Below are 22,793 nucleotides of genomic sequence, written 5' to 3' on the forward strand. Positions count from 1 at the left end.
TTTCAGGCTTCTTTTTTCGGGGCCGGCACCTCGATGCCGGGGAAGATCTTGATGACCGCGCTGTCGTCCTCGCGCGCGTAGCCCGCGGTCGAGGCCTGCATGAACATCTGGTGCGCGGTGGACGACAGCGGCAGCGGAAACTTGCTGGCCCGCGCCACGTCGAGCACCAGTCCCAGGTCCTTCACGAAGATGTCGACGGCCGACAGCGGCGTGTAGTCGCCTGCCAGCACATGGGCCATGCGGTTCTCGAACATCCAGCTGTTGCCGGCGCTGTGCGTGATGACCTCGTAGAGCGCGGCCGGGTCCACGCCTTCGCGCAGGCCCAGCGCCATCGCCTCGGCCGCGGCGGCGATGTGCACGCCCGCCAGCAGCTGGTTGATGACCTTCACCTTGCTGCCCGCGCCCGCGCGGTCGCCGAGGCGGTAGACCTTGGCGGCCATCGCGTCGAGCACCGCGCCGGCTTTCTCGTAGGCGGCCGGCGTGCCGGCGGTCATCATCGTCATCTGGCCGCTGGCGGCCTTGACGGCGCCGCCGGAGATGGGCGCGTCGAGGTACAGGATGCCGAGCGTCGCGAGGCGCGCCTCGAGCGCGACAGACCAGTTGGGATCGACGGTGGAGCACATCACGAACAGGCTGCCGGGCTTCATCGATGCGGCGCAGCCGGGCGCGGTGCCGTCGCCGAACAGCACCGATTCGGTCTGCGCGGCGTTGACGACGACGGACACCACGATGTCGCACTGCGCGCCCAGCGCCTCGAGCGTGGCGCAGGCCGTGCCGCCGTCTCGGGCGAAGGCCTCGGCGGCTTCGCGGCGCACGTCGAACACATGCGGCGCATGGCCGGCGCGGCGCAGCGACTGCGCCATGCCGGCACCCATGGCACCAAGGCCCACGAGGCCGACGACGGGGACAGGTGAAGAGGTCATGGACGCGCTTTCCTTGGACGGTGGTACAGCGTAGGCCACGATGGCCTGCGGCTCGATTTGTAAGGTCATCATACAAATTCCCATCGCTCGAGCCGATCCGATCTAACCCGCACCGGGGCGTGCGCGGCTCAGTTGCGCGCGGGCCAGCCTTCGACCAACGGCCGCGCGAGCCGGGCGCCCTCCTGCTGCCAGAACGCCGGGTCGGCCTGCTCGATGCGGCGGATCGCGTTGTCCATGTGCGACTTGGCGGCTTCGCGCGCGCGCACCGGGTCGCCAGCGTCGATGGCGTCGACGATCAGCGCATGCTCCTGCGCCACCTGGGCGGCGAAGTCGGCTCGGCGTGCCTCGTTGGCGCGCGTGACGCGGGTGGCGCCATGCAGGAACTGCCGCAGGTACTGCAGCGTGCCAAGAAGGAAGGGGTTGCGCGCGGCCTCGGCGATGGCGGTGTGGAAGCGCACGTCTTCTTCGGCCCCGTTGCCGCCGTCCGCCACCGCCGCCTTGAGCGCCTTGATGGCTTCGCGGATGCGGCGCAGGTCGGCCCTGGTGCGCCGCTCGGCGGCCAGCGCGGCCACCTCGGCTTCGAGCGCGCGGCGCAGCTCGACCATCTGGACCACCGCCTCGCGCGAGGCGACATGCGGCATCTCGAAGCGCAGCGGCTCGATGCCGGCGGCGCGCACGTACACGCCGCTGCCCTGGCGCGAATCGACCAGGCCCAGCGACTTGAGCCGCGACACGGCTTCGCGCACCACGGTGCGGCTCACGCCGAACTGCGCGGCCAATGCGGTCTCGGTGGGAAGCCGGTCGCCTTCGGACAGGCGGCCGCTGCGCACCTCGGCGGCCAACGCATCGGCCACTTGGTCGGCCAGGCGGACGGTGGGGGCGACGGACTGGAAGCGGGCGGTCATGGGCGTGGTGCGGCGATGGGCTGCGACTCTAACGCAGCCCTTGCCGCCCTCGCCGGCCTGCTCAGGCCAGCGCGTGGCGCGCGGCGCTCGCGATGCTGGCCGCATCCACCCCGAAGAAGCCGCGCAGCGCAGCGCGCGTGTCGCTGCGACCGAAGCCGTCGGTGCCCAGCGTGATGTAGCGGCGGCCTTCGGGCAGGAAGGCGCGCACGCTCTCGGGCACGGCGCGCACGTAGTCGGTGGCGGCAACGATGGGCGCCTTGCCGCCCTTGCCGAGCTGCCGCGCGACGAACGCAGCGCCGGCATCTTTCTCGCCAGCCAGCGCGCGCTGCTCGCAGGCCAGCCCGTCGCGCGCGAGTTCGCTCCAGCTCGTGACGCTGAACACCTCGGCCTCGATGCCTTCGTCGGCCAGCAGCTGCGCCGCCTTGACGACTTCGGTGAGGATCGCGCCCGAGCCCATCAGCGTGACCTTCTTCTTCGCCTTGCCCGATGCCGGCGCGTAAGTGCCGAAGCGGTAGCAGCCGCGCAGGATGTCGCCTTCCGCGCCCTCGGGCACGTCGGGCTGCGCGTAGTTCTCGTTCATGAGCGTGACGTAATAGAACACGTCCTGCTGCTCGACCATCATCTCGCGGATGCCCGCGTCGACGATCACCGCCATCTCGCCCGCATACGCCGGGTCGTAGGCCTTGCAGTTGGGAATGGTCGCGGCCACCAGGTGGCTGCTGCCGTCCTGGTGCTGCAGGCCTTCGCCGCCGAGCGTGGTGCGCCCCGACGTGGCGCCCAGCAGGAAGCCGCGCGCACGCTGGTCGGCCGCGGCCCAGATGGCATCGCCCACGCGCTGGAAGCCGAACATCGAGTAGTAGATGTAGAACGGCAGCATCGCCAGGCCGTGCACGCTGTAGCTGGTGGCAGCCGCCGTCCAGCTCGCGATGGCGCCGGCCTCGCTGATGCCTTCCTCGAGGATCTGCCCGTCGGTGGCCTCGCGGTAGCTCAGCACCGAGCCGATGTCTTCCGGCGCATAGCGCTGGCCCACGCTCGAATAGATGCCGACCTGCTTGAACAGGTTGGCCATGCCGAAGGTGCGCGCCTCGTCGGCCACGATGGGCACGATGCGCGGGCCCAGGGCCGGGTCTTTCAGCAGGTTGCCCAGCATGCGCACGAAGGCCATGGTGGTGCTCATTTCCTTGCCGGCGGCCGCGGTCGCGAACTGCGCGTAGCTTGCGATGTCGGGCTTGGGCACCACGTCGCAGGCGGTCTCGCGCCGGGGCATCGCGCCGCCGAGCGCTTCGCGGTGCTGGCGCAGGTAGCGCATCTCGGCGCTGTCTTCCGGCGGGCGGTAGAAGTCCATCGCCGTGGCCTGCGCGTCGGTCAGCGGCAGGTTGAAGCGGTCGCGGAATTCGATCAGGTCCACGTCGCCCATCTTCTTGTGCGAGTGCGTGGTCATCTTGCCCTGCGCGGCGCTGCCCATGCCGTAGCCCTTCTTGGTGTGGGCGAGGATCACGGTGGGCTGGCCCTTGTGCCGGGCCGCCGCCGCGTAGGCGGCATGGATCTTCACCAGGTCGTGGCCGCCGCGCTTCAGGCGGTCGATCTGCTCGTCGGTCATGCCCTCGGCCAGGCGCGCGAGCTCGGGGTTCTGGCCGAAGAAGTTGTCGCGGTTGAAGCGGCCGTCCTTGGCCGCGAAGGTCTGCATCTGGCCGTCGACGGTGTTGGCGAACACGCGGGCCAGTGCGCCGCTCACGTCCTGTGCGAAGAGGCCGTCCCAGTCGCTGCCCCACACCAGCTTGACGACGTTCCAGCCCGCGCCGGCAAAGAGCTTTTCGAGCTCGTCGATGATGCGGCCGTTGCCGCGCACCGGGCCGTCGAGGCGCTGCAGGTTGCAGTTGACGACCCACACGAGGTTGTCGAGCTTCTCGCGCGCGGCGAGCGTCAGCGCGCTCATCGATTCGGGCTCGTCCATCTCGCCGTCGCCGAACACGCCCCACACCTTGCGGCCTTCGCAGTCGAGCAGGTTGCGGTGCGTGAGGTAGCGCATGAAGCGCGCGTGGTAGATCGAGCTGATGGGGCCGATGCCCATCGAGCCGGTGGGGAACTGCCAGAAGTCCGGCATCAGGTACGGATGCGGGTAGCTGCACAGGCCGCGCGCGCCGCTGCCGTCGGTGAAGGCGGGCGCGGTGAGTTCCTGGCGGTAGTGCTTCAGGTCTTCCTCGCTCAGGCGGCCTTCGAGATAGGCACGGGCATAGACGCCGGGCGCGCTATGCGGCTGGAAGAACACCAGGTCGCCGCGATGGGCGTCGCTGCGCGCATGGAAGAAATGGTTGAAGCCGGTTTCGAACAGGTCGGCCGCGCTGGCATAGCTGGCGATGTGGCCGCCGAGTTCGCCATACGCCTGGTTCGCCTTGGCCACCATCGCGAGCGCGTTCCAGCGCATCAGCGAGGCAAGCTTTTCCTCGATGGCCAGGTCGCCCGGAAACGGCGGCTGGTCCTGCGCGGCGATGGTGTTGACGTACGGCGTGGCCAGTTCGGGCTGCCAGCCGATGCGCTGCTGGCGCGCCAGCCGTGCCAGCTCGGTCAGCATCTGCTTGGCGCGCTGCGGACCCTGCGACTGCGCCAGCGCCAGGAAGGCGTCGCGCCATTCGGCGGTCTCGGCGGGATCGGGGTCGTGCGACAGCGGCGTATCGAGCAGCAGCGCGCGCATCTGGTCGGCGGAAATCGGGGCGTTCATGGCGGCACTTTAGGCCGGCATGCGAAGAATTAGCTACCGGCGCGTGCAAGTCCATGCGCACCTCGCGGCATAAAATTCCGCGAAATTACGGAGACGCGGCATTTCATGCAACTGGACACCATCGACCTGCGCATCCTTGACGAACTGCAACGCGACGGCGCGCTGTCGAACGTGGAACTCGCGCGCCGCGTGCACCTGTCGCCGTCGCCCTGCCTGGCCCGCGTGAAGGCGCTCGAAACCCACGGCGTGATCGACCGCTACGTGGCGCTGGCGAACCCCAAGGCGCTGGGCCTCGGGCTCAACGTGTTCATCTCGATCAGCCTCGCGACGCAGAACCGGCAATCGCTCGCCGACCTGGAACAGCGCATTGCCGAGCACGACGAGGTGATGGAGTGCTACCTGATGACAGGCGACAGCGACTACCTGATCCGCATCGCCGTGGCCGACATGGCGGCGCTGGAGAAATTCATCATGGAACAGCTCACGCCGATTCCGGGGATCGAGAAGATCCGCTCGAGCTTTGCGCTCAAGCAGGTGAGATACAAGACGGCGCTGCCGCTGCCGAAGGACTAGGTACTCCCCCAGGCTTCGCGCACTTCGTGTCGCTGCGCCTACCCCCTCGCCGGGGGCAACGCCAGTGGCCCGGCTAAGCCGGTTCCACGGTGTTCCCGGAAAGGGGGAGGTCTTCGTTCAGAGGCCGATCAGGCCGCCGTCGTTCTTCGTGATGACGATGGTCGCCGAGCGCGGGCGGGCGTTGCCGCCTTCGGGCCAGTGGCTGGAGAACTTGGCCGGGGTCGTGATGTCGGCCACCTTGGTGTCTTCGCCCGGGTGCTGGATGTTCACGAACAGCGCGCGGCCGTCGCCCGATTCGGCGATGCCGGTGATCTCGCACTCCTTTGGCCCGACGAGGAAGCGGCGCAGGCCGTCGGTGCCAGGTGCCTTGCCGACGAAAGTCGCCTGCTGCGCGGCGGTGGCGCCGTCGAAGTTGGTGATGGTCCTGGCCGCACCGTCGCCGACCTTGCCAGGCAGCGCCCCGAGCAGCATGCAGTTGGTCACGTCGGTGTACTTGACGTCGTCGGTCTCGATCCACAGCAGGCCGGGCGCGGCCTGGCTGAACCACATGCCGTCGGGGCTGGAGAAGTCGTTGTCGGCGCCGAGGGCGGACACGTTCACGTCGGCCGATGCGGTCGAGCGCGCGCCGAACAGGTACACGTCCCACTTGAAGCTGACGGCCGCCGGGTCACCGCCGGTGTCGGCGAAGCGGATGATGTGGCCGTTCGGGTTGCCACGCTGCGAGCTCGTGCCCTTGGGGTCGTTGTAGAAACGCGGGTTGGCGGCATCGGTGGTGCCGATCGCGCGAGCCGAGTTGTTGGTCAGGGTGAGGTACACCTCGCCGTTCTTCGGGTTCACGGCCGTCCATTCCGGGCGGTCCATTTTCGTGGCGCCGGCGGCGTCGGCCGCATGGCGCGCGTTGATCACCACGTCGGCCGCGTCGGCGAACGCGTAGCTGGCGTAGCTCGCGGTGATGTTGTTGACGCCGAGCTTCAGTTCGAGCCAGTCGCCCGTGCCGTCGGCCTTGAACTTGGCGACGTAGAGCTTGCCGTCGTCCATGTACTTGTCGCCGGCTGCAATGCCGCCGCCGATGTCGGCCGCGTCCCAGTTCCTGGTCGACACGAACTTGTAGAGGTACTCGTTCTGCGAGTCGTCGCCCATGTACCAGACCAGCGGCTTGCCGACCACGACCGGGCCCAGGCAGGCGCCTTCGTGGCCGAAGCGGCCGAGCGCGGTGCGCTTCTTCGGCGTGCTGGTGGGGTTGAAGGGGTCGATCTCGACCACCCAGCCGTAGGTGTTGGCGCCGTTGCGGTAGTCGTCGGTGGCGGTGCCGCCCACGACGGTGACTTCGGTGTTCCAGCGGCCGTACAGGTTGTCGGCGGTGTCGGGCGTCACGGTGGCCCAGAGCTCGCGGCCGGTGCCGGCGACGCCGTAGCGGCTGAAGGAAGCGAGTTCCTTGGCGGTGCGGTTGGCGTTGTCGTTGGCGGTGACGCGGCGGAAGTAGCCGGCCCAGTTCTCTTCGCAGGTCAGGTACGTGCCCCACGGCGTGGTGCCGTTGGCGCAGTTGTTGACCGTGCCGCGGGTCTTGCTGCCGTCGGTCGAGTACTTGGTCTTCAGGTAGTCGGTCTTGGCGGCCGGGCCCGAGAAGGTCATTTCGGTCAGCGTGTGGACGCGGCGGTTGAAGCTCGAGTCCTGCTTGTAGCTCCAGGTGCTGCCGCTCTTGTTGACCTCGATCACGCTCACGCCGTGCAGGTAGAACTCGCGCAGCACTTCATCGGCAACGGTGCGCACGCCGCTGACGGCGGTCTGGCCCGTGGGGTGCAGGAACACGGGCGTGATGGCTTCGTGGTTCATCACGAGCAGGCCGCGCGTGGCGCTGGTGGCGTCCCACTTGTTCGACGCGTTCATGCCGAAGAAGGTCATGCCGTCGTGGTGGTCGCCGGCGCGGCGGTCGTAGGTGGTCGCGTCGTCGGTGCCGTCGTTCTTGTAGGCGGCGACACCTGCAGCGGTCGGATCGCCCAGGCGGTACAGCACGCTGGCGGTGTAGCCGGCGGGCACGGTGACCACGTCGGCGAGGCTCTTGGCCACGGCATTGAAGCCAAGCTTCATCGGGCCGGCGGGAGCCGGTGCTGGTGCCGGCGCGGGGGCTGGGGCGGGTGCCGGCGGCAGGATCGGGAAGGGTGCGGCGCCTGCGCCGCCACCACCGCCGCCGCAGGCTTGCAGCAGGGCCGTGCCGGCGGTGCCGGCGCCGAGGCCGAACAGGCGCCGGCGGCTCAGGCGCGCGGCGATCAGGTCGGTGAACGAGGGGTTCGACGTGGGGTTGGTGCCGATGTCGTCGAGATCGACCGAGGGATCGTCGGTGCGGGTGTTTGCGGTCATGCGCAATGTCTTTCTTCGTGGGGTGGAAAGGAAACCAGCCCGCGAAGTTAGGCACTTCGTATGACGCTTCTGTGAATTGCTCAGCTTCCCGTCAGGTTGAATCGATCTCCCTGGCGGCCCGCCGCGCCGGCAAAAATCAGGGCGCCGGCAACTGCCTCGGCCACAGCGCCCACAGCCGCAGCGGCTGGTTCATGCTTGCCGCAAGCCGCCCGGCGTCGGCGCCGGTGCCGGCGAAGTAGTCGGCCCGCACGGCGCCCAGGATCGCGCTGCCGGTGTCCTGCGCCACCACCAGCTTCTGCAATTGCGCAGCCGGTCCGTTGGATGCCAGCCACACCGGTGTGCCGTAGGGGATGCTCTCGCGGTCGACCGCGATGGAACGCCCCGCCGTCAGCGGCACGCCCTGCGCGCCGCGCGGGCCGAAGGCGGCATCGACCTCGCTCATGGTTTCTTCGCGGAAGAACACGTAGCGCGGGTTGCTCCACAGCAGTTGCGTCACGCGCTGGGGGTTCTGCGCGGCCCAGGCCTTGGTGTCGTCGGGCCACTTGCCGACCTTGGTCACGCCCTGGCTCATGAGCCATTGCTGCACGCTGCGGTAGGGCTGCTCGTTGGTGGCCGAGAAAGCCATGCGCACGGTGTGCTGCCAGCCGTTGGCCTCGGTGATGCGCAACCGGCCGGAGCCCTGGATGTGCAGCATCAGCGCGTCGATGGGGTCGGCCATCCAGGCGATCTCGCGGCCGCGCAGCGCGGCCTGGGCTTCGGGCAGGGTCTCGATTTCCTGGCGCGTGTACCAGGGGCGGCGCGGTGCCAGGCCATCGGGGGCCTGGTAGATCGGCACGTTGAAGGTGGCGGTGGGCACGCGCGAGGCTTCGTACACCGGCTCGTAGTAGCTGGTGAGCTTGCCTTCGCTCTGGCCGTTCAGCGCCTCGACGCGGTAGGGCTGCAGGCGGTCGGTCATCCACTGGCGCTGTTCTTCGGGCGTGGCGATGGTCAGCTGGCGCACGTCGCGGCACAGCGGCGCGAAGGCGGCATTGGGGCGCGAGCAGTTGGCCAGCAGCGCGATCCAGGCTTCGTGCAGCGGGTCTTCGCCGAAGCCCGGCAGCTCGGCCCAGCCGACCGGCACCCAGCGGCTCTTGGGATGCGCGAGCGAGCCGGTGAGCGGGCCGAGGTCGCGCGGCGGGGTGATCACGGGGGGGCGCGTCGGCAGCTCGGGTGCGCGCGGGCCGGTGGAGCAGGCTGCGAGCGTTGCTACGATCAAGAGCCCGACCAGCCACTGGAGTCCATTTCTCATGGGTTTGATTCTGCTTGAAGCCCTCGCCGCGGGACTTGTGTTCATCTTGATCATCTGGTGGACCATGTTTTCCGGCCGCAAGAAGGGTGAATTGCACGACGAGGACGACACCGACCGCAAGCCGCCGCCCGAAGCGTGAATTGCTTGTGCAGTCCGTTGCCGCCGCAACTTGTCGGAGAAGTACCCCATTGCTATTACTTTCGTAGCAATCATCGCAGCATTCATGGGCAATGGCGAAACTTTTCTTATTTTCCGTGGGGCTTTGAGGCCGTACCATCCGTGGCACCCGGGAGCTAAGCTGTGGCCCGCTTGACTCAACCCTGAAAGGTATCGCCATGAAAAAGTTCGTACTCGCAACCGCCGCCACCGCCCTCGTCCTCTCCGGCTGCGCCGGAGGCATGACAGACACGCAGCGCAACACCGGCATCGGCGCCGGCATCGGCGCCCTGGGCGGCGCGGCGATCGGCTCCGCAACCGGCGGCAACCGCGGTGCCATCGGCACGGGCGCGGTGGTCGGTGCCGCGGCCGGCGCGCTCGGCGGCTACCTGTGGTCGCAGCGCATGGAAAACCAGAAGCGCCAGATGGAAGCCGCCACGCAGGGCACCGGCATCGCCGTCACGCAAACGCCCAACAACGAGCTGAAGCTGCAGATCCCGAGCGACGTGTCCTTCGACGTGGGCCGCGCCAACATCAAGTCGAACTTCGCGCCGGTGCTCGACCAGTTCGCGAACGGCCTGCGCAACAACCCGAACGCCGAGGTGCGCATCATCGGCCACACCGACAGCACCGGCTCCGACGCCATCAACAACCCGCTGTCGGTCGAGCGTGCAGCCAGCACGCGCGACTACCTGGTGGCGCGCGGCGTGAACCCGGCTGCATTCCGCATCGAAGGCCGCGGCTCGCGCGAACCGATCGCCGACAACAACAGCGACGCGGGCCGCGCGCAGAACCGCCGCGTCGAGATCTTCGTGGGCGAGCGCGCTCCGCAAGGCTGATCCGGCAGGGTGCCGGCGCGCCTCGGTGCGCCGGCCACCTGACCACTCCACCGGGGAACCGGCCGCTTTCAAGAAGCCGGAACCCGCCATTTGTCCATTTAGAGAAGAGGGAATCTCATGAGGAAGTTTGTCGTTTCGAGTGCGGCCGCGGCCGCTTTGCTGTTCATTGCGGGCTGTGCTTCGCAGTCGACGCCGCCACCCGCGCCGCCGACCGCCGAGGCACCGGCCCCCGCACCGGCGAACAGCTGGACCGCGCGCCTGGCCACGCTGAAGGCCGACCTCGAAACTTCGACCAAGGGCACCGGAGTGGTGATCGAGCAGACCGCCGACAACCAGCTGCACGTGGTGATCCCGAACGAGCTGTCGTTCGACACCGGCCGTGCCAACGTCAAGCGCAACCTCGCGCAGGTGCTCGACAAGGTCGCCGCCGGCCTGAAGAGCGCCACTGCCGCCAGCGTGCGCGTGGTGGGCCACACCGACAACACCGGCAGCGAAGAAGGCAACGAGCGCCTGTCGGTGAGCCGTGCCGACAGCGTGCGCAACCATCTGGTGGCGCGCGGTGTGTCGACCACCGCCATCACCACCGACGGCCGCGGCTCGCGCGAACCGCTGGCCGACAACGGCACGGCCGCCGGCCGCGCACAGAACCGCCGCGTCGAAATCTTCGTCGCAGAGAAAGTCTGACGGGCCTCTAGAGGTCCCGCAGGCGGTTGGCCAGCTCCACGGCCGACTTCACTTCCATCTTGTCGAACACGCGCGCGCGGTGGACTTCCACCGTGCGCACGCTGATCGCGAGCTGGTCGGCGATGAGCTTGTTGGGCAGGCCCTCGATCACGAGCCGCATCACGTCGCGCTCGCGGTCGGTCAGCTCGGCGATGCGCTCCGACAGGCCGCGGCGCTGGCGCTGCAGCTCGAGCGCCTGCAGCGACGCATTCAGCGCATGCTCGATGCGGTCGACCAGCGCGTTGTCCGAGAACGGTTTCTCGCAGAAGTCGAACGCCCCGCGCTTCACGGCGTCGACGGCCGTCGGCACGTCGGCGTGCCCGGTCAGGAAGATCACCGGCATGGCGGGCAGCAGGCCGCGCTCCACGAGCCGGTCGAACAGCACCAGCCCGCTCGTGCCCGGCATGCGCACGTCCAGCAGCAGGCACAGCGGCTGCTGGGGCAGCGGCCCCTGGTCGAGGAACTGCTCGAAGGCCTCCGCGCTGCCGAAATGCTCGCTGGCCAGCCGGCGCGAGCGCAGCAGCCAGGCGAGCGCTTCACGCACGCTGGCGTCGTCGTCCACGATAAAGATCAATCCATCGATCAGCGGTTGCATGCCATGAGGTCCAGCGGAAGATTGTTTGCTTGAGGAAAAAGAGCGCCGTCAGGCTGCCGCCGGTAGCGTAAACCTGAAGACGGTGCCGCGCGGCTTGTTCGGCTCGAACACCAGCGCGCCGCCATGCTGCTCCACCACCGTGCGGCACAGGCTCAGGCCGAGCCCCATGCCGTCGGCGCGGGTGGTGAAGAAAGGCGTGAAGAGCCGCTGGGCCACTTCCTCGCTGATGCCGCAGCCCAGGTCGGCCACCGAGAACTCGAGCCAGCGGCGGCCGTCTTCCTGCACCGTGCCGCCCACCGCCGCCGCGCGCGACACGCGCAGGCGCAGCACGCGGCTGCCGACGTTGTCGGGGCTGTCCATGGCCTGCATCGCGTTGCGCGCGAGGTTCAGCAGCACCTGCTCGACCAGCGTGCGGTCGCACATGGCCGCTGGCAGGCGGTCTTCGAACACCACCTCGATGCTCACGCCGAGCTTGCGCGCCTGCAGCCGCACCAGCGGCAGCACCGCGTCGATCAGCGCCTGCGGCGCGACCGGCTCGCGCGTGCGGTCGCGCCGGCGCACGAAGTCGTGCACGCTGCGGATCACCTGGCCGGCGCGGTCGGCCTGCTCGGCGATGCGCCTCACCGCCATCGCCACTTCGCCCTGGTCGCCGCGCGCATGCGGGCCGAGCAGGTTGAGCGAGCCGCTGGCATAGCTGGCAATGGCGGCCAGCGGCTGCGTGAGCTCGTGGCTCAGCAGCGACGCCATCTCGCCCACCGTGGCCAGGCGCGCGCTGGCCTGCAGGCGCTCCTGGCTGGCGCGCGACAGCTCCTCGATGCGGCGCTGCTCGCTCACGTCGATGAAGGCGCTCATCCAGCCGGTCTGCACCTTGTGGGCGTTGATGAGCGGCGCCTCGAAGATCAGCACCGGAAAACGCGTGCCGTCCTTGCGCATGAAGACCGACTCGAAGCCCTCGCGCGGCGGCATGCCGCCCGCCAGACGCCGCGCCTGGCGCTGCTGGTATTCGTGCGCCAGTTCCGTGGGCCAGTAGGGCGCGTCGGGCGCCTCCGCGTTGCCGGCCATGAGTTCTTCGGGCGTGAAGCCCACCATCTCGCAGAAGGCCGGGTTCACATAGGTGATGCGGCCCTGCAGGTCGCGCGCGCGCAAGCCGGTGATGACCGAGTCTTCCATCGCCTTGCGAAAGGCCAGCGCGTCCGCCAGGTCGCGTTCGGCGCGCAGGCGGCGGCGGGTGTCGCGCGCCAGCAGCACCAGCACCGACACCAGCGCGATCGAGATGGCCGTGACCAGCGCGGTGAGCATGTTCGGGAACAGGTCTGGCGCCGCGCGCCAGCCGTCCACGCGCAGCATCAGCGAGGTGCCCGGCAGGTCGATGAGCTGCTGCGAGGTGAACACGCGCGTGCCGGTGCGCCGCGAGGTGCCCAGCGCCACCAGCCGCGTGCCGTCGGCCTCGGTGAATGCCACTTCCTGCCCGCGCGTGAGCGTGGGGCCGACCAGCTCGATCAGCGCGTCGCGCAGCGAGTAGCTGGCCACGAGGTAGCCGCCCGCGTCGATCGGCACGCACAGCTCCATCACCTCGACGCCGCCGCCGCCCGCCACCGGCACGTAGTGGCTCGGCGAGTAGGCCGACGCGCCCAGCTTGCGCGCGGCCGCGCAGGCCAGCGTGACGTCGGACTGCTCGGGCCCGCGGCTGGCCTCGTCGAGGATGCGCATGCGGTAGGGCGTGTTGACGGCCTGCAGCGGGCGCAGCGCGGCGTCGCGCCATTCGAGCCGCAGCCACTCGCGGTGCTCGCGCAGCAGCGAGGCGGCGATGTCGCTCCACTGCCCCAGGTTGGCGCCCGGGGCCTGCGTGGCGCGCAGGCTCTGCGCGTTGCGCTGGAAGCCGCTGCGCAGGTCGGACACGGCGTCGGCGGTGTCGCGGTCGAGCGAGGCCTGCACCTGTTCGACCTCGTGCCGGCCCGCGAGCCACACCACCGTGACCAGCAGCGCCGACACCAGCACCGCCAGCAGCAGCCACAGGAACCAGCGCTGCCACAGCGAGCGCAGGCGAGCGAACGCGATGAGCGCCCATCGCCTCGGTGGGACGGTCAGCAGCGCATCGGACATTGCTACAGGACGCTGTGCGAAAGCACGGGCAGCTGCATGCGCATGCGCGCGACCTGCCCGGCGTCGATGTCGAACAGCACCACGCCTTCTTCGGTGGCCTGTTGCGCCACCACCGTGCCCCAGGGGTCGACGACCAGCGACTGACCCCAGGTCTGGCGGCCGTTCTCGTGCGTGCCGCCCTGCGCGGGCGCGACCACCCAGGCGAGGTTCTCGATGGCGCGGGCGCGCAGCAGCACCTCCCAGTGCGCCGCGCCGGTGGTGCGCGTGAAGGCGCTGGGCACCAGCAGCAGGTCGGCGCCCTGCTTTGCCAGCGCGCGGTACAGCTCGGGAAAGCGCAGGTCGTAGCAGACGCTCATGCCCACGCGCCAGCCGTGGCCGTCGCGCGAGGGCAGGTCGAACACCACGGGCTCGGCGCCGGGCGCGATGACGCGGCGCTCGTCGTAGCGCTCGGTGCCGTTGTCGAAGAAGAAGAGATGGATCTTGTCGTAGCGCGCCACGCAGCGGCCTTCGGGCGAGAAGGCGAGCGAGCTGTTGAACACGTGCTCGGCGTCGGTGCTCTCGATGGGCAGCGTGCCGCCGACGATCCACAGGCCGAACTCGCGCGCCGCGTCGGCCAGGAAGCCCTGCACCGTGCCCGCGCCGGCGGTCTCGCGCAGGCCGAGCTTGTCGGTGTCGCGCGCGCCCATCATGCAGAAATACTCGGGCAGCACCGCGAGCTCGGCGCCGGCTTCGGCGGCCCGGGCGAGCAGGTCGTGGGCGCGCGCGAGGTTGGCCTCGCGCGCGATGGCCGACACCATCTGGATGGCTGCGACTTTCATTGCGTGGTCTCCGTTTTCTTGCCGTCGTCCGCGGTGGGCGTGCTGGGCAGCCCCGGCATGTTGGGAATGCCCTGGGGCAGCAGCTGCAGCGAGCGCGGCACCTTCGCTATTTTGGGGTCGGCCCAGGTGCCTTCGATATGGAACTCCTGCGTGGCCGCGGCCGAGAGCGGCTTGCTCAGCACCCACTGGGCCAGGAAGGTGCCGAGCCCGACGGCCGGATTGATGGCGGTGGCCACCAGCGCGGCGGTGCCGGCGTTGATCTCGGGCACCACCACCACGCGCAGGTTCTGCGTCTCGCGCACGATGTCGGCCGAGCCGTCCATCAGCACCGCGGCGTTCACGCCCTTCATCTGCAGGTTGTTGGTGCTGGCGATGCCCTTGCTGATCTTGGCGTCGCCGCGGATGAAGTCGAAGGCGAAGCCCTGGCTGAACACGTCGCGGAAATCGAGCGTGAGCCGCCTCGGCAGCGCCTGCAGGCTCAGCACGCCGAGCAGCTTGGCCAGGCCGGGGTCGGCCTTGAGGAACTGGCCCTGTTCGACGTCGACCTGCAGCTGCCCGCCCAGGCTGGGGTAGTCGAGCGAGAACGGCGAACCGCGCCAGTTGACGTCGCCTTCGAGCCGCCCGCGCCCGCGCCGCAGCACGCCGGGCATGCCGAAGCGCGTCAGCAGCTCGCCGGCGTCGACGATCTCCAGCTTGAAGCTCATGGCGGTGCGGCGCTGGCCGGCCGTGGCACCGGGAATCGCGGCCCAGCTGCCCTTGGCCGAGAAGTTGGCGTCGGGCGTGCTGAAGGCCAGCTTGTTGAGCGCCCATTCGCGGCCGGCGCCGCCGCGGTTGACGGCATCGATCTCGGCCCGGCCCAGGCGCTTGCCGAGCAGCTCGAAGTCGTCCACCACGATGTCCAGGGCGGGCAGGGTGCCGGGCTGTTCGTCGAGCAGGGTCTCGACCTGCGTGGCCTCGGACGGCGCGATCTTCAGGCGCGCGAGCCGTGCATAGAGGCGGCCGGCCTGCGTATGGCTGTATTCGGCGTAGCCGCTGAGCTCGGCGGCGTCGATGTTGGCGCGCCAGAGGGCGCCGTCGCGCGTGCCGCCGAGCACCACGTCGTGCAGCGTGCGCCCGGCAACGCCCAGCTGCTGCGCGCGCACCGCGATGCGCGTGGGCAGGTAGGCGAGCAGGGAGGTGTCGTCGGACCGCTCGGCGGCTTCCGTGCCCGTGGCCGTGGCCGTGCTTGCAGCGGCATCGCCCACCAGTGACTGCCACGCGCCCATGTCGAGCTTGCCGACGTTGATGTTCGCGAACACGCCCTTGTCGGGCAGGCTGGCGGTTTCGCCGGGCGCCAGGCCCACGCCGATGCCGCCGCGCGTCACGCGCGCCTCGCCGCCCACCAGCTCGCGCACGTATTGCGCCGAGCCGACCCGGCCGAGTTCGAACGAGAGCTGGTCTTGCGTGGCGACGCCCTGGCGGCTGTCGCGCGCCAGCACTTTCTTCTCGACGCGCAGCGGCATCTGCTCCTCGGCGGACTTCGTGAGCGGCGGCGGCAATTGCAGCGCCAGGCCCTGCAGGCTGCTGGAAAGCGAGAACTCGGGCGTGCCGTCGCGCATTGAGAACGCGGCTGAGAAGGGCGTGCTGCCGCTCGCGTTCTTCGCGAGGCGGGCGAGCCAGTCGACCTCGCGCGCGCCGCGCAGGCCGTCGGCCGTGGCGGTGCCCTGCGCCTTCAGCGCGACCTCCCGGTTGGGGCCGGAGAAGCGCCCGCGGCCTTCGATGCGGATGTCTCCGCCCAGCAGCCTGGCCTGCACGCCGGCCAGCGAGAAGCCGGTTTCGGTGAAGTTGAGCGTGCCGCGCGTCTGGGAGAACGAGGGGGCCTCGGGCACGATCTGCAGCTCGTTGTCGGCCAGCGTCACGCTGGCCTGCACCTTGGCGTTGTCCATGGCCGCGAGCGGCAGTTCGAGATGCAGCTTGTAGTCGGCCGAGCCGGTGGCGCGCGCGCGCTGCATGACCTCGCCGACACCCCCCGTCTCGGTGCCGGCCAGCGGCGCGCCGACGCGCAGCACCTCGGCCAGCGGCCCCTTGGCCTGGGCATCGACGCGCAGTTGCGGCGCATGGTGCGACAGCTCCGGGATCTGCGCCTCGGCCCTGGTCACCTCGACACCGGCGGCGCCGGCCAGGCGGCCGCGCGCGTTGCGCACCAGCATGCTGTCGCGCTCGAACACCAGTTCGCCCGACAGCGCGGTGAGCGGCGGCCACACGGCCGGCGGCTTGCCGTTGCGCGGCGCGGTGGCCGGCACGTGGGGCGGCGAATAGGCGTAGTCGACGTCCGCCACCTTGGCCGCGATGCGGAAGTCGCCCTGCTTCGGGTCCAGGAAGGGCATGTCGTGCAGGTCGCCGCGCACGCGGAAATCGACGCTGCTCGCGGTGCCCTTGGTGACGGCTTCGCGCACGTAGTCGCGCGTGTGCTGGGGAATGTCGAGCGGCAGGTAGCGGAACACGCGCGTGCCGTCGGCACGGGTCAGCTTGCCCTGCAGGTCGAGCACGCCGGGGTAGCGGCCCTTGCTGCTGGAGGTGGCGGGGTCGCTGGTGCGCCAGCTGGCCTCGGCGTCGCCTTCCGCGTCGACGTTGGCGAAGCGCAGCCTGGAGACCTGGAGCTGCGCATTGCCGTTGTCGAGCTTCCACTGCAACTGCGTCGAGAGCCGGTCGATCGGAATGACGGGGTCCTCGAACACACCGGGGAATTCGAGCGTGCCCTGCGCGATGGCCAGCGTGGCGGTGCCGCCGGCGTGGGTGGCGTCGAAGTCGACCGTGGCGCCGCTCAGGCCGGGGGTGCCGGCATGGACCTTCGGCGCAGCAGCCGCGGCATTGGCCGTGGCCGTGGTGGTGGCGGCCGGAGCAGGTGCCGCGGCGGCGGCGGGCGACGGCGTGCCGGGTTGCGAGGCCACGCGCAAGCCGCTCACGCGACCCTTGGCCTGGTAGCGGTCGGGTGCGCCCAGGGTGCCCTGCCAGTTGAAGTCGATGTGCTCGACCAGCCCGCGCGGCGCATAGGCCTCGAGCAGGCGGTGCGAGGCTTCGCCCAGCGGCAGCCGGTCGGCGATGAGCGCCAGCGCCGCGAGGTCGAGCCGGTCGGCGCGCAGCGCGCCGTGCTCGGGCGTGCGACCCCTGGCGGGCGTGTGCTGCAGCCACAGGTTGCCGCCGGGCCAGCGCAGGCCGTCGCTGGTGCCGAACTGCAGCGCGGTGGTCGAGAACTCGAGCGTGTCCGCGGTGAGCCGGCCGGACAGCCGGCCGGTGACGCCGCGAAGCACCAGCGGCTGCAGCCCCTTGTCGAGCGACACGTCGACCTTGTCGAGCCCCAGGTCGGCCGCGCCGCCGACGATCTGGCCGTCGTCCACGTCGGCCCACACGCGCAGCGCGCCGTTGCCTTCGCGGATGCGGGCGTCGAGCGACACGTACTGCCCGAGGCGGGTCACGTCGATGTAGGGCAGGTCGGCATAGAGCTGGCCGTCCCAGGTCTGCCAGTGGCCGCTGCGCATGGACAGCAGCGGCTGGCGGAACTGGCCGCGCAGCGTGAAGCGCTCGCCCCAGCCGGCCGGCGGCGTGGCGTCGAGCCGCACGCCGTGGCGCAGGCCGGTGTTGCGCGCGACGAAGCGCACGTCGGTCAGCAGGAGCGGTTCGGCCTTGCGCTGCTCGTCGGTCCAGCGCACCGTGCCGCCTTCGATGACCAGCTCGCGCTGCGCGAAAAACCAATCGGCGCCGCGGGTCTCTCCGGTGGTGTCGGTCTCCATGTGCAAACCAGCCACATGGAGTTTTCCCTGAGTGTCGCGGCGCACGTCGAGCTGCGGACCCTCGATGTAGAGCTGCTCGAAATTGAGGCGCCACAGCGAGCGCGGCGACACGCTGGCCACCACGCGCACGAGGCGAAGGGCCTCGCGCCTGTCGGCATCCTGCAGCACCACGTCGCGCAGTTCGAAGGCCGGGAAAAGCCCTTCGGAGCGGGCGGTGATCGATCCGATGCGGACCGGCACGCCGATGGCCTTGCTAGCCTGTGCTTCCAGAGCCCCGCGAAAATCGCCGATTCGCGGCACAATCCACGCGTGTAGGACAACGACTGACAGCGCCAGCAGAAGCCATGCAGCGATCAACAGACCCAGCAGCCAGCGCGCCGTCACAGCGGTTATTTTGAGCAGACGTGAAGGGGTAGACGCCGTGTCGTTCATTGAGGATCGCGCTGTGTCGGGAATTATGACCGCCAGCATTCAGAGGGGTTCCACGGAAACCAGCATCAGTGTGAACCAGTTGCCAGCCACTTCGACGCAAACAGCGTTCTCCTCCTACTCGCGCTTCGTGCAGCGCCTGCGTCGCAGGTATGCGGCCGAGCTTTCATTGCTTCCCCCTGGCGCGCCGCGGCGCGAGTCGATGACGGTGGCTTACGAGGCATTGCGCCTGCGTGGGGACAGCGTCGGCGATGCCCTGAGGATTGTGCGGCAGCTCGTGATGGAGCGGCTTGTAACTCTTGATTGCGACGCGCAGGCGCCGCTGGCCGTGGTGACCACCGCGGTCACCGAGCTGGCCGAGCTGGCACTCGACATCGCCTGCCGGGACGCCTGCCACGAACTCGACGCCGTGCACGGCGCGCCGCTGGGCCCCGACGGCCAGCGCGCGCAGCTGTGGATCGTCGGCATGGGCAAGCTCGGCGCGCGCGAGCTCAACGTGTCGAGCGACATCGACCTCATCTACCTCTACGACCTGGACGGCGAGACCCGCGGCGACGCCGACGGGCGCGGCCGGCTGTCCAACCAGGAGTACTTCGCGCGTGCCGTGAAGCGCATCTACGCGCTGGTGGGCGACACCACCGAGCACGGCTTCGTGTTCCGCGTCGACCTGGCGCTGCGGCCCAACGGCAACTCGGGCCCGAGCGTGGTCTCGCTCGACGCGCTGGAAGAATATTTCCAGGTGCAGGGCCGCGAGTGGGAGCGCTTCGCCTGGATGAAGAGCCGCGTGGTGGCCCCGCGCGACGTGGTGCAGGCAGGCCAGGCCCAGTCGCTGCGCGGCGCGGTGCTGCCATTCGTGTTCCGCCGCTACCTCGACTACAGCGTGTTCGATTCGCTGCGCGTGCTGCACCGTCAGATCCGCGAGCAGTCGGCGCGCCGCAGCGCCGGCCGGCCCGAGCGCGCCAACGACGTGAAGCTGTCGCGCGGCGGCATCCGCGAGATCGAATTCACCGTGCAGCTGCTGCAGGTGGTGCGCGGCGGCCAGTTCCCCGAGTTGCGCACGCGCCCCACGCTCGATGCGCTGCAGCGCCTGGCGCGCGCCAACCTGATGCCGCAGGAAACCGCCGATGCGCTGGCCGCGGCCTACGAGTTCCTGCGCCGCGTGGAGCACCGCATCCAGTACCTCGACGACCAGCAGACCCACGTGCTGCCGGTGGCCGACGACGACCTGCGCTGGATCGCCCAGACCATGGGCTATGCCGATTGCTGCCCCTTCCTCGCGCAACTCGACACGCACCGCGAGTTCGTCGCGCAGGAGTTCGACAAGCTGCTCGGCGGCGAGAAGCCCTGCAACGGCAAGTGCAGCGGCAAGAAGGCCGCCGCGCCCGCCGAGCTGGCCGACCTGCTCGGCGACCTGCCGCAGGTCTTTGCAGAACGCATCCGCGACTGGTGCGAGCAGCCCCGCGTGCTGGCCCTGCGCGAGGAAACCCGCGTGCGGCTGCGCCAGCTGGTGCAGCGCACCGGCGTGTGGCTCAAGGAGGCCGACGGCGACGGACCGGGGCAGACGCCGCGCCACGTCGACGCCGCCATGCGCTGGGCCGACTGGATCGAGCCGCTGATGCGCCGCGAGAGCTACCTCGCATTGCTGGTCGAACGGCCCGCCGTGCAGGAACGCCTGCTGCGCCTGCTGGGCGCGGCCAGATGGCCCGCGCGCTACCTGATGCAGCATCCCGGCGTGATCGACGAACTGGCGAGCGACGAGATGCTCTCCGGCCGCTTCGTGGCCGCCGAGTTCGAGCGCGAACTGGAGGCACGCCACGCATCGCTGACCCGCACCGGCGAGGCCGACGAGGAACGCCTGCTGAACCTGCTGCGCCACGCCCACCATGCCGAGGTGTTCCGCACGCTGGCACGCGACGTGGACGGCCGCATCACCGTCGAGCAGGTGGCCGACGACCTGAGCGCCCTGGCCGACACCACGCTGCGCGTGACCGCCCGCTGGTGCTGGCCGCACGTGCGCAACCGCCACCGCGAGGAGCCGCAGTTCGCGATCATCGGCTACGGCAAGCTGGGCGGCAAAGAGCTGGGCTACGGCAGCGACCTCGACATCGTGTTCGTCTACGACGATGACGACGAGCGGGCCGGCGAGGTGTACGCGGCCTATGTGCGCAAGCTCATCAACTGGCTCACGGTGAAGACGCGCGAGGGCGACCTGTTCGAGATCGACACCGCGCTGCGGCCCAACGGCAACTCCGGCCTGCTGACCACCAGCTTCGAGGCCTACGAAAAGTACCAGCTCGGCCGCGGCAGCAACACCGCCTGGACCTGGGAACACCAGGCCATGACCCGCGCGCGATTCGTGCTGGGCAGCAGCGACCACGGCGCCGAACTCGGCGCGCGCTTCGACCAGGTGCGCGAGGCCGTGCTGGTGTCGCCGCGCGACCGCGAGGCGCTGAAGGCCGAGATCATCGCCATGCGCGAAAAGCTGCGCGGCGCGCGGCCGGTGAAGGCCGGCCGATTCGACGTGAAGCACAGCCCCGGCGGCATGGTCGATGCCGAGTTCGCGGTGCAGTTCCTGGTGCTGTCGTCCTCGGGCGAGCATCCCGAGCTGATTCCCAACGTGGGCAACATCGCGCTGCTGCTGCGCGCCGAACTGGCCGGGCTGCTGCCCGAAGGCGTGGGCCGCAGCGCGGCGCGGGCTTACCGCGAGCTGCGCCGCGTGCAGCATCGCGCGCGCCTGAACGAAGAACCGACGCAAGTCACCCCGCCCGCACTGGCCGCCGAGCGCGACGCCATGCTGGCGCTCTGGAAGGCGGTATTTGGCTGACGGCACCCGCACCCCACTGGGCACCGCGCTGGCCGCCTGCACGGTGGCCGTCGCCGTCTTCCTCGCGGGTTGCGCGAGCGGCCCGCGTTCCGGCGGCGGTGGCGCCACCGGCGGCCGCGACGGCCCCGGCACCAATATTCCGCCCGACCTGGCGCGCGTGCCCGACGCCGAGCCCCGCATCGAACCCATACGCACCAGCGGCGGCACCGCCAAGCCCTACACGGTGCTGGGCCGCGGCTATGCGCCGATCACCGACGACCAGCCGTTCCGCGAATCGGGGCTGGCCTCCTGGTACGGGACCAAGTTCCACGCGCAGTCGACGTCGAGCGGCGAGCCCTACGACATGTACGCCATGACGGCCGCGCACAAGACGCTGCCGCTGCCGAGCTATGTGCGCGTGCGCAACCCGGCCAACGGCCGCGAGGTGATCGTGCGGGTGAACGACCGCGGCCCCTTCGTCGACGGCCGCGTCATCGACCTGAGCTACACCGCCGCGCTGAAGCTCGACCTGCTGCGCGGCGTGGCGCCGGTGGAGATCGAGCGGATCACCAACGAGGACATCCGCACCGGCGCATGGCGGCGGGATTCGGGCACGGCCTATGCGGCGGCAGCGCCTGCTGCTGCACCTGCTGCACCTGCTGCACCGGCTGCACCGGCTGCGCAGTTCGTTCCGGTGCGCGTGGCGTCATCCTCGTCCTTGTCGCGTGCGTCGAATGCGCAGCAGCCCGTGGCGGTGCCCGTCCAGTGGACGACGCCCGTCGCCGCGAGCAACAGCAGCGGCTACAACGACCTGCCGCCGCCCGCATCCACGATGCCGGTCGCGCCGCAGACGCCGATCGCTACCGTGCCGCCGGCCGGGGCCGAGCCGGAATCGGCGCAGTCGCCGCCATCCATTCCGCCGACGCGCCCCGCCATCGTGGTGACCGACCTGGCGCCGCTGCAGGCCGCGCCTTCGTCGCCGCCGCCGTTGCCCGCGGGCGCACCGGCGCCCTCCACTGCGCTGCAGGGCTTCTGGGTGCAGCTCGGCGCCTTCCGTGAGCGGGACGGCGCCGAAAGCATGCTGAACCAGGCCGCGCACGGCGTGCCTTCGCTGGCGCCGCAACTGCGCGTGTTCAGCGAGGCGGGCACGCACCGGCTGCAGGCCGGGCCGTTCCCGTCGCGCAGCGCGGCCAGTGAGGTCGTCACGCAGTTGCGCGACAGCCTGCGCATTTCGCCGATGGTGGTGGAGCGGCGCTGAGCCTTCAGGCGATCGCCTTGGCCGCGACTGGCAGGCGCATGCCGACACCCAGGCGGTTCCAGCTGTTGATCTGCGCGATCGCCACCGAGAGTTCGGCGATTTCCTGGTCGTTGAAATTGGCCTTCAGCGCGGCGAACTCGGCATCGCGTTCGTCATGGCGGTCGGCCAGCCGCGTGAGCGACTCGGCCCAGGCCAGCGCGGCGCGCTCGCGGTCGCTGTAGAAGCTCACCTCGCGCCATGTCGGCAGGCTGTTGATGCGCTGCCATTCCTCGCCCTGCTTGCGCAGGTCGCGCACGTGCATGTCGAGGCAGTAGGCACAGCCGTTGACCTGCGAGACACGTGCGAAGACGAGATCGATCAGCACCTTGCCCAGCGTGCTCGCCTCGAGCGTGGCATTGACCGACAGAAAAGCCTCGAAGGACTTCGGGGCGAGCTTGGACCAGTTGAGGCGCAAAGTGGGGTTCATGGGTTTCTCCAGTTGGGTTGCAATGAAATCTGACTGCTCACCCACTGAAGACGGACGGGCCCCACGC

At 70.0% G+C, this 22,793-nt stretch carries 16 protein-coding genes; 6 read left to right on the forward strand and 10 right to left on the reverse strand.

Going from position 1 to position 22,793, the window contains the following annotated elements; translation table 11 throughout:
• Positions 1-2: 2 nt before the first annotated feature.
• The 3 genes from ltnD to mdeB form a co-directional block, all read right to left on the reverse strand.
• Positions 3-923, reverse strand: a complete 921-nt coding sequence (gene ltnD / locus WIX39_RS03360; protein WP_106937623.1) for an L-threonate dehydrogenase — start codon at positions 921-923, stop codon at positions 3-5.
• A 128-nt stretch (positions 924-1,051) separates the two neighbouring features.
• Entirely contained in the window at positions 1,052-1,828 is a 777-nt protein-coding gene (locus WIX39_RS03365) for a FadR/GntR family transcriptional regulator (RefSeq protein ID WP_409194504.1), read from the reverse strand.
• A 61-nt stretch (positions 1,829-1,889) separates the two neighbouring features.
• Entirely contained in the window at positions 1,890-4,547 is a 2,658-nt protein-coding gene (gene mdeB / locus WIX39_RS03370) for an alpha-ketoglutarate dehydrogenase (protein WP_409194505.1), read from the reverse strand.
• A 105-nt stretch (positions 4,548-4,652) separates the two neighbouring features.
• Here mdeB and WIX39_RS03375 point away from each other — a divergent pair, with 105 nt between their 5' ends.
• Entirely contained in the window at positions 4,653-5,120 is a 468-nt protein-coding gene (locus tag WIX39_RS03375; RefSeq protein WP_081268760.1) for an Lrp/AsnC family transcriptional regulator, read from the forward strand.
• A 117-nt stretch (positions 5,121-5,237) separates the two neighbouring features.
• Here the strand turns inward: WIX39_RS03375 and WIX39_RS03380 are convergent, their stop codons facing one another.
• A complete protein-coding gene (locus tag WIX39_RS03380; RefSeq protein ID WP_409194506.1) occupies positions 5,238-7,478 on the reverse strand; it encodes a PhoX family protein in 2,241 nt (746 codons plus the stop codon).
• A 136-nt stretch (positions 7,479-7,614) separates the two neighbouring features.
• Complete coding sequence (gene mltA, locus WIX39_RS03385; RefSeq protein WP_106936407.1) at positions 7,615-8,766, reverse strand: murein transglycosylase A; 1,152 nt, start codon at positions 8,764-8,766, stop codon at positions 7,615-7,617.
• On the opposite strand from mltA, the gene WIX39_RS03390 reads away from it, so the two are divergent.
• The 3 genes from WIX39_RS03390 (at position 8,765) to WIX39_RS03400 (ending at position 10,445) form a co-directional block, all read left to right on the forward strand.
• Positions 8,765-8,905: a hypothetical protein gene (locus tag WIX39_RS03390; protein WP_172839868.1), complete on the forward strand. Its 141-nt coding sequence runs from the start codon at positions 8,765-8,767 to the stop codon at positions 8,903-8,905. The two genes, mltA and WIX39_RS03390, sit on opposite strands and share 2 nt — an antisense overlap.
• Before the next feature lie 196 nt (positions 8,906-9,101).
• Positions 9,102-9,761, forward strand: a complete 660-nt coding sequence (locus WIX39_RS03395) for an OmpA family protein (protein ID WP_106936406.1) — start codon at positions 9,102-9,104, stop codon at positions 9,759-9,761.
• Between the two features lie 117 nt (positions 9,762-9,878).
• Positions 9,879-10,445 carry an OmpA family protein gene (locus WIX39_RS03400; RefSeq protein WP_106936404.1) on the forward strand — a complete coding sequence of 189 codons (567 nt, stop codon included), beginning with the start codon at positions 9,879-9,881 and terminating at the stop codon, positions 10,443-10,445.
• A gap of 7 nt (positions 10,446-10,452) precedes the next feature.
• On the opposite strand, the gene WIX39_RS03405 is transcribed toward WIX39_RS03400, so the two are convergent.
• The 4 genes from WIX39_RS03405 to WIX39_RS03420 are packed head-to-tail and all read right to left on the reverse strand — an operon-like array spanning position 10,453 to position 18,202.
• A complete protein-coding gene (locus tag WIX39_RS03405; protein ID WP_081268755.1) occupies positions 10,453-11,079 on the reverse strand; it encodes a response regulator transcription factor in 627 nt (208 codons plus the stop codon).
• Between the two features lie 48 nt (positions 11,080-11,127).
• On the reverse strand, positions 11,128-13,182 hold the full coding sequence (locus WIX39_RS03410; protein WP_106936402.1) for a two-component system sensor histidine kinase NtrB: 2,055 nt from the start codon (positions 13,180-13,182) through the stop codon (positions 11,128-11,130).
• Positions 13,183-13,184: 2 nt separating this feature from the next.
• Complete coding sequence (locus WIX39_RS03415; RefSeq protein ID WP_081268753.1) at positions 13,185-14,000, reverse strand: carbon-nitrogen hydrolase family protein; 816 nt, start codon at positions 13,998-14,000, stop codon at positions 13,185-13,187.
• Positions 13,997-18,202: a YhdP family protein gene (locus WIX39_RS03420; protein WP_409194507.1), complete on the reverse strand. Its 4,206-nt coding sequence runs from the start codon at positions 18,200-18,202 to the stop codon at positions 13,997-13,999. Before WIX39_RS03420 ends, WIX39_RS03415 begins: the two co-directional genes overlap by 4 nt.
• A 25-nt stretch (positions 18,203-18,227) precedes the next feature.
• Here WIX39_RS03420 and glnE point away from each other — a divergent pair, with 25 nt between their 5' ends.
• Positions 18,228-21,023, forward strand: a complete 2,796-nt coding sequence (gene glnE / locus WIX39_RS03425) for a bifunctional [glutamate--ammonia ligase]-adenylyl-L-tyrosine phosphorylase/[glutamate--ammonia-ligase] adenylyltransferase (protein WP_285413937.1) — start codon at positions 18,228-18,230, stop codon at positions 21,021-21,023.
• Positions 21,016-22,260: a septal ring lytic transglycosylase RlpA family protein gene (locus tag WIX39_RS03430; RefSeq protein ID WP_409194508.1), complete on the forward strand. Its 1,245-nt coding sequence runs from the start codon at positions 21,016-21,018 to the stop codon at positions 22,258-22,260. Before glnE ends, WIX39_RS03430 begins: the two co-directional genes overlap by 8 nt.
• A 4-nt stretch (positions 22,261-22,264) precedes the next feature.
• Here WIX39_RS03430 and WIX39_RS03435 read toward each other — a convergent pair whose 3' ends face one another.
• Positions 22,265-22,726, reverse strand: coding sequence for a carboxymuconolactone decarboxylase family protein (locus WIX39_RS03435; protein WP_081268749.1), 462 nt, complete (start codon positions 22,724-22,726; stop codon positions 22,265-22,267).
• Positions 22,727-22,793: the final 67 nt, after the last annotated feature.

The organism is Variovorax sp. AB1(2024) (assembly GCF_037482385.2).
Lineage (GTDB): Bacteria > Pseudomonadota > Gammaproteobacteria > Burkholderiales > Burkholderiaceae_C > Variovorax.